Below are 1,372 nucleotides of genomic sequence, written 5' to 3'. Positions count from 1 at the left end.
CCAGGCGACATGCTCGACGAGCTCGTGCGGGACGTCGAGCATGGCAGGACACGGAACCAACAGGGCCCCTTCGGTCGCCCGTGTGATGAGTGGAATCACCACGCCAACGACGAGGGGCCCTGCCTCGTCACCACACCCGCTGACCAGCCCATTTCACCCTCCAGCACAGGATGAAAGAGGCTCAGTGAAACGACAGTCCGCAAGGACGTGTTCGAGCTCAAGGGAGGCGCGGAGCCCCTGGGTCGGGTGCGGCATCCGGGCGGGGCCGCAATCGAGTCGCTGATGTGGATCCGGGGCTGCGGCCGGCTCTGTTGGCGCCGCCGTGGTGACCGATGCCGTCAGCGGGGGGGCGGATCGACGTACTGACCGACGACAAGGCGGCCACCATCACCGCGTGGCTGTGCAAGCAATGCAGGGTGGAGGTGGTGTGCCGGGACGGCCCTGGCGCCTTCGCCCAGGCCACCACCGACGCCGACCCGACGATCGTGCAGGTCACGGACCGGTGGCACCTGTGACACGGCCCGATCGAGGCAGTTCTCAAGGAGGCCGGCGAGCACAGCGCCTGCTGGGCGAAATTCGGACCACCGATCCGGGAGGGCAAGCGGGCTGAAACCACCCGCGAGCGGTGGCGGAAGGTCCACGAGCTCCTCGATCCTGGGACCGGTCTGCTGGAGCTTGCGCCGGCTGAATCTCGCGCTGAACACCGTCAAGCGCTACGCCCGCCACAGCGAGCCGAAACAGCTGGTCTATGCCCTACAAGTACCGGCCCACACCGGTCGACCCCTACCGCGACCACCTGCGCCGACGCCGCGCCAAGGACCCGTCCGTCCCGATCACCCGCCTCCTGGCCGAGCTCAAGGAGCTGGGCTACACCAGCAGCGCCAACCTCCTGGTCCGCTACCTCAACCAGGGCCGCGTCGACGCCGACCACGCCACTCTGTCTCCACACCGCGTCACCCCGCTCCTGGTCAGCCACCCCGAGAACCTGCGCGAGGTCCAGCGTGTTCTGCGCGATCAACTTGCCGGATCCTGCCAGGAGATGACCGTCCCGGCCGACCAAATCCGCGACTTCGCGATCCTACAGAAACGATCAACACCTACGAAAATCGTGGAAGAGCCATTCTTCTTGCAGTCCCCACCCCGATCCCGCGCGAGCTCGGCCGCAGACTTTCCCATCTCCAGAACGATCCCGTACTGGGCCGTCACGGGACGGTGCGTCATTGACCGGTCGCTGTCCATGCGGCCTGTCTGTCGCACCTCCACGCTATAAGGAAAGGCCCTAGGGCCCGTATTGGGTTGTGACCAATCTGAGGGTTTCGCCCTCGCGGTCGCGCTTGATCCGCTAGATCGTGTTGTGTGACGCGTGTGCAAC

General features: G+C 66.3%; 2 protein-coding genes and 1 pseudogene. 2 read left to right on the top strand and 1 reads right to left on the bottom strand.

Annotated features, from left to right (window positions below):
* Window positions 1-102, bottom strand: a pseudogene (locus ACFWI9_RS34270) (IS5/IS1182 family transposase); the annotation flags it as partial.
* A 230-nt stretch (window positions 103-332) separates the two neighbouring features.
* Here ACFWI9_RS34270 and ACFWI9_RS34265 point away from each other — a divergent pair.
* Together ACFWI9_RS34265 and ACFWI9_RS34260 are read left to right on the top strand one after the other, a co-directional pair.
* A complete protein-coding gene (locus tag ACFWI9_RS34265) occupies window positions 333-515 on the top strand; it encodes a hypothetical protein (RefSeq protein ID WP_387169207.1) in 183 nt (60 codons plus the stop codon).
* A gap of 233 nt (window positions 516-748) precedes the next feature.
* Window positions 749-1,270, top strand: coding sequence for a hypothetical protein (locus ACFWI9_RS34260; protein WP_387169204.1), 522 nt, complete (start codon window positions 749-751; stop codon window positions 1,268-1,270).
* Window positions 1,271-1,372: the final 102 nt, after the last annotated feature.

The organism is Streptomyces sp. NPDC127084 (assembly GCF_042724175.1).
Classification (GTDB): domain Bacteria; phylum Actinomycetota; class Actinomycetes; order Streptomycetales; family Streptomycetaceae; genus Streptomyces.
The sequence above is the reverse complement of the archived record's forward strand: the minus strand, read 5'-3'. Positions and strand labels throughout refer to the sequence as shown.